Here is a 6346-nt window from a genome sequence, read left to right on the forward strand (position 1 = left end):
GGCCGGTATGAAAAAAGGCCGGATGCAACTGCGCTGGGATGCCAAGCGCAATACCACGCTCAAGCAAAACGAACACCACGACAACGTCCCTGATCAGGCGAAAAACCCCAACGGCGACAGCGCGGATTCCGTTGATAAAACCGCCACCAACAAATGTCCGGTGTCGATGGTCACCGGCGAAGAACTGCTGACCCTCACCGACGGCTCGCTGGACGGCATCCTCCAGTTCGAGTTCACCCGGCTATACCGCACCAGTGCCGCTGAAATCGATGACGGCCTCGGCTTCGGCTGGAGCCATTCGCTGTCTCATCGACTGGAAATCGATGGCGAAAACGTCCTTTGGATCGACCACGAAAACCGCCGTACGACCTTTCCGCTACCGAGTACCGAGCGCCCGGCGATACACAACAGCCTGTCGCGGGCGGCGATTTATCTCGGAGATCAACCAGAAGAACTGATCCTCGCCCAGGCCGGTGACGACACGCGCTTCTATCACTTTCAAAACGGCCGACTGACAACGATCAGCGACGCCTACGACAACCGCCTGCGCATCACCCGCGACCGGCAAGACCGCATCAAGCGCCTCGACAATGGCGCCGGCCGTGCCTTGCGATTGCGCTATGACCGCAGCCATTTGGTCGCCGTCGACTATCAGGTTTTTGTCCCGGCCCAGACCCTCGACGAGGCTTGGCACACCGAGCAGACACTGGTCAGTTACGGCTACGACGAACGCGATCAACTGATCGAAGCAACCAATGCCGCCGGCGAAAGCGAACGTTACGACTACGACGATCAGCACGTCATCCTGCAGCGGCAATTGGCTGGTGGGGCGAGTTTCTTCTGGGAGTGGGAAAGGTCCGGCAAGGCGGCACGATGTGTGCGGCATTGGGCGTCGTTTTCGCAGATGGACACGCGTTATGTCTGGGATGACGAGGGCAGTGTCACCGTCCAGAACATCGATGGCAGTGAAGAGGTTTACGTCCACGACGACCGCGCGCGGCTGGTGCGCAAGGTCGAGCTGGACGGCGGCGAACACCTCAAGGCCTACGACGACAACGGTCGGCTGATTGCCGAGCAAGACCCGTTAGGCGCCGTCACCGAATACCGTTACGACGAAATCGGACGGCTGATCGCGCTGATTCCACCGGAAGACGAACCGACGGCCTACGAGTATCGAAACGGTTTCCTGCATGCGCGGTACCGCGGCAAAGCCGTGTGGAAATATCAGCGCAATACGCACGGTGACATCACCGAAGCGACCGACCCCGACGGCCATGTCAGCCACTATCACTACGACGAAAAAGGGCTGTTGCTGTCGATCCGTTACCCGGACACCAGTCGGCATGTCTTTGCCTGGAATGGCTTGGGGCAGTTGGTTGAGGAAACGCTGCCGGATGGTGGTGTGCGGCGGTTTTCCTACGACGCGTTGGGGCGGCAGATTACCCGTCAGGACGAACACGGTGCCGTCACCCAGTACCAATGGGATGCCGTTGGCCGACTGATCCAGACCACGCTTCCTACAGGCGCCAGCCGCGCCTTCAGCTACAACGCCTACGGCAAGATCACCGCCGAACGTGATGAGCTGGGCCGCGTCACCCGTTACGAATACGTCGACGACCTGCACCTGGTCAGCCGCCGCCTCAATGCCGACGGCACCCAGCTGAAGTACCGCTACGACAACGCCCAGCTGTTGCTCACCGAGATCGAAAACGAATCCGGCGAAAAATATCTCCTGGACTACACGCCCAATGGCCTGATCCGACAGGAAACCGGATTCGACGGCCAACGCACGGCGTATGCCTACGACCTCAACGGCCAGTTGCTGGAGAAAACCGAATTCGGCGACGATGGCTCGCAACTGGTGACGGGTTATCAGCGGGATTCGGCCGGACGTCTGCTGGTCAAAACCCTACCCAACGGCATCAAGGTTGAATACCGCTACGACAGCCTCGGCCGGTTGGTCAGCGTCGACGACGGTCACGATCACCCGCTGGAGTTCGAATACGACCGGCAAGACCGCCTGATCACCGAGCACCAAGGCTGGGGAACCTTGCGCTATGGCTACGACGCCTGCGGCCAGCTCAATCGCCTGCGCCTGCCGGACGGCAGCAAACTCGACTACCACCACGCCAAGGGCGGTGCGCTGACGGCCATCGACCTCAACGGCGCGCGACTCACCACTCACCAATTCGCCTTCGGTCGCGAACAGCAACGCCAGCAGGGGCAGGTGCTCAGCGAATATGCCTACGACGATCAGGGCCGATTGAAGGCCCACGCTGTCAGTCAACAGCATCAAACGCTGTATCGCCGCGACTATGCCTACAGCGCCAACGGCAATCTCGACAGCATCGCCGACACCCGTCACGGCCAACGCAATTACCAGTACGACCCGCTCAATCGCCTGACTCGCGTGCGCCACACCCGAGACGATCCACCGGAAAGCTTCGCCCACGACCCCGCCGGCAACCTGCTGATGCAGGACCGCCCCGGCGCCGCGACCGTCAAGGGCAATCGCCTGCTGATGCAAGGCGACCGCCACTACGATTACGACGCCTTCGGCAACCTGATCCGCGAACGGCGTGGCACCGGGCAAAAACTGGTCACCGAGTATCGGTATGACTGCCAACACCGACTGATTGGCGTCACAACCCCGGACGGACGTTGTACGACATATCGCTACGACGCCTTCGGTCGCCGCATCGTCAAAACCGTCGACGGCAAAACCACCGAATTCTTCTGGCAAGGCGACAACCTCGTCGCCGAAAGCAGCCGCGAGCATTACCGCAGCTACGTCTACGAACCCGGCAGCTTCCGCCCACTGGCCATGCTCGACGGCAAAGGCCCGCGCAAGGCTTGCCCGTTTTACTACCAGCTCGATCACCTGGGCACGCCGCAGGAACTGACGGATTTTGGTGGCGAGATTGTGTGGTCGGCGAAGTACAACGCCTACGGCAAGGTCACCCGCCTGGCGTTCGGCGGGGGAGAGCAGCTCGAGCAACCGTTGCGGTTTCAGGGGCAGTACTTCGACGCCGAGAGTGGTCTGCATTACAACCGGCATCGGTACTATGATCCGGAGGTTGGACGGTATCTGACGCCAGATCCGATCAAGTTGGCGGGCGGGCTAAACCAGTATCAGTACACGCCGAATCCGACGGGGTGGGTTGATCCGTTGGGGTTGAGTGGGAATTGTCCGCAGTCGGGTAAGGCTGGGTGTCAGGCGCCGGATGATACGACTGGCGCTAGGGTGGATGAGGGTGAGCCGCCGCTGCCGAAGCTAACGGGTGATCCGCGGCGGTCGCGGATTGATGAGTTGGCTGAGGCGAATGCATTTAGGCGATTAAAAGAAATGGAAGACTCGATAGATGAAGCCCATTTTTTACAAAAACATGGAGCTCAAACGACCCTTCAGTCTCAACTGGACCGTGTGAGTACAGGTAAAAATCCAACGACGGGCGAGATTGAGCTTTATAAAAAGGGAAGGAGAAAGGGAGAGCCTGTGATACCAAGTGCAGCGACTAAATTTGTTAGTCATCGTGATCAATTAAATGCCATCTATAGGGCGAAGTTGATATTTAGGCAAAGCGGCCTGTTGAATTCTCGAGAACCAATAGATTTTGGGCGAAAAGTGGGTGAGGGCTACAAAAGAAAAGGACTTGAATATGGAGAGCAGAATAAGGCTATTGTCATACTTAATGATGATGGTGATGCGATAACATCTTACACAGAGTTCAATCGATGAAACCGAAGCCGAGTATGGTTGTCTTGAGAAGTTTACTTTTCGTGTTTGATATTGAGAACACGAAAAGTGAAGCAAGAGAAGAAATAATAACCTCAAAAAATGTAAATGATGATTGTGAGTTGGCTGAGTTGTTTGATCTTTTACTGAGGTCAGATTTTTTAAAGTATCGGCCAGATGAGCGTCAATGGTTTGTCGACACAATATTGTATTTTCTCGACCTTGGAGATAATTTTGATGAGGTGTTCACTAGGATAGATACGTACTTTGACAGCGAGGTTGAAGATCAACGTCGGTTTATGAAAGTGCTCCTGGAACGTTTGAGGTTTTATCAGTCGGGAAATAATGGAGCGTGAATTATGCCTGAAGTTATTGAGGGGCGATGGTCGTTTGATGATTTCAAGCGTTGGACGCGTGGAGAGACAGACGCTGAGTTGTTTGACGATGACTACGTAGAGGATCCTGATGCTGTTGATATGAATATTTTAGGTGAGTGCGGAGATGCGGGCATTTTAGAGCTGATTTCGAATCCGGACTGTAGAGCTCGATCTTACTGTGCTGACCTTTTAGCGCTCAGTCTATGCAATGTGTTTCGGTCTGGCAGGGATCTACCGTTTCATTTTTCTCGATTTCTTGGGATTAAGTCTCTGGAAGATTACATGTCGGAAGTTGAAAAAGTGGCGGTGCGTGTTTACGAAGCATGTTTGGTAATCGATAGTATGAAAAATATCGCTGATCCTGCTATTCAATCGTTATACAAACAGATTATGGATTTTAGGCATGATGAAACTAGTTGCGTGCTTGAGTTTTATTGGAGCTGTCGGAGAAAAACAGATCTAAGTTTGTTTGAGGCTGATACGAATAGTTAAGCTGTGCGGGTTGGGTCTTCGGTTCCCTGTCGGAAATTCGTCCAGCTTTTGTCGTTGATCAGAAGTTTTGTGTTTTTTAGAGGTTGGTTATTTTGTTGAAGGTTGTTGAAAAAGAAAACACTGCATCATTGCGTGATCGAATGGATAACGCGGGATGCGTATTCAAGTTTTTGGTTCTTTCGCCGGAATCTGCTATTGAAGCTGATGAAAGCATGCATCGACAGGCGTTGATAGCGCTGCATGAGATGCTGATGACAGAGGCGATGGAGTGGCACGAAAATCTCATCAAGGATCCAAAGTATGAAGATTATCCAGAACCGCTGATTAGTTGGGATTTAGAAAACGCCATAGCTGCTCCGCTCAGTTGGGATGAAGTGCGGAATCTGGCATCGACTGATAAAACCGATATTTTTGAACGGTTAGCATTATACGCCTGCTTTATAAATCCTCCGTATCGTGCTCAGTTTAAAAGGGGGAAGACGGAGGCACAGTCGGTTTTTCTCAAATGGTGCGAACTCCTTGGGTTAAACGAAATAGATGATGTCTCTGTAGTGAATTGGATCGAGGGGCTCAATACGGGTCTGCATGGTTATGACGACACCATTTCAAGTGTAGAGTCTTGGAGAAATTATTTTGATGCTGGCTTGGAGTGGTGGGGGGTGTGGTGTCTCACGATTTGGAATCCCAAACGTCGAACTATTAGCGCGTTGATTGCAAGCACCACAGACTGATTCGGCTGTTTAGAAGTCTTGCAACGATCGCGAAATTTCTGGGCAAGGTCATCGGAAGTTTCCTTCAACTCGTAGTGGTTTCCATGAACTGGTGCGGAACGGGTCTCATCGATAGTCTTTTTACCGTCACTGCAAATTCAGTGACAGGGCGTGGAAGCCCTTCTATCGTTAGGCGCATCAAGCGCCACCAGTTCGGCGTTTTTTATCGTCTGTGTTTTATGGTGGCTGTGCGCGGGGCGCTTTCGAGTGCGCCGGGTGCCTAACGTCTCGGTCTTCCACACCTGCGTACAGCCGCCACCCATTGCGTGGAAGCGATTTCTGGCGGCGTCAATCCATACGTTAGGACTAAAATTGATGAAAGCACTTCACCCCGATCCACCCTACGAAAAACCAACCCCCCATCCCCAAAGCCGTTTCATGGCGCTCACCAGCAATTGCGACGACATGCCAACCCTGTTCGTCGACACCCAAGCGCCGCTGGATGTTTTGTATGACGCTGCCAGCTACCGAATTCGCGCCGTCACCCAAGTGATGGAGAACTTGTCCATGCGCGGTTCGATCGAGTGTCAGTCCTTCATTCTTAGTGATTTTGCTTTGCTCTGTGCCATTCCGTTGCGGGATGGGTGTGATGTGCTGGATGTGTTAGGGCGACGATTGAAGGCTCGGCCTTAGGAGTAACTCCGGACGCTTTCCCTGATGCGATTCAGTCAAACAACTTTGGCTGAGTCGCACGAGTTGTAGCAGCTGGCNNNNGAAGCCTGCGTCCGGCTGCGCAGCAGTCGTAAAATCAGCACTCGCGATTTTTCAGACACGCCGTGCAAGCAGGGTTTACGACTGCTGCGCAGCCGGACGCAGGCTTCGCCAGCTGCTACAGGTTGTGTGGCAGCTTGCCCGCTCGGCTGTGAGGCCCTGACGTTCGCCGCCGTACAAGGTAAACTTCCCGCCCTTCGCAGGAGCAGCCATGAATTATCGTCACGCCTTCCATGCCGGCAATCACGCCGATGTGTTCA

5 protein-coding genes and 1 pseudogene (1 of these 6 only partly in view) are annotated in these 6346 nt (G+C 54.3%); all 6 read left to right on the forward strand.

Annotated features, from left to right (window positions below):
* On the forward strand, nt 1–3739 hold a 3739-nt coding region (locus E3W21_RS11100; protein WP_256661544.1), incomplete at its 5' end, for an RHS repeat-associated core domain-containing protein.
* Nucleotides 3736–4092, forward strand: a complete 357-nt coding sequence (locus E3W21_RS11105) for a hypothetical protein (protein WP_134419731.1) — start codon at nt 3736–3738, stop codon at nt 4090–4092. The genes E3W21_RS11100 and E3W21_RS11105, both read left to right, overlap by 4 nt.
* 3 nt (nt 4093–4095) lie before the next feature.
* Nucleotides 4096–4605 (forward strand): hypothetical protein, encoded by a 510-nt coding sequence (locus E3W21_RS11110; protein WP_134419733.1) that lies wholly within the window; start codon nt 4096–4098, stop codon nt 4603–4605.
* Nucleotides 4606–4700: 95 nt separating this feature from the next.
* On the forward strand, nt 4701–5336 hold the full coding sequence (locus E3W21_RS11115) for a hypothetical protein (RefSeq protein ID WP_256661545.1): 636 nt from the start codon (nt 4701–4703) through the stop codon (nt 5334–5336).
* A gap of 354 nt (nt 5337–5690) precedes the next feature.
* Entirely contained in the window at nt 5691–6008 is a 318-nt protein-coding gene (locus E3W21_RS11120) for a hypothetical protein (RefSeq protein WP_134419735.1), read from the forward strand.
* 289 nt (nt 6009–6297) lie between these two features.
* A pseudogene (locus E3W21_RS11125) lies at nt 6298–6346 on the forward strand (23S rRNA (adenine(2030)-N(6))-methyltransferase RlmJ) (it continues 793 nt past the right edge of the window).

This window comes from Pseudomonas sp. F01002 (genome assembly GCF_004402115.1).
GTDB lineage: Bacteria > Pseudomonadota > Gammaproteobacteria > Pseudomonadales > Pseudomonadaceae > Aquipseudomonas > Aquipseudomonas frigoris.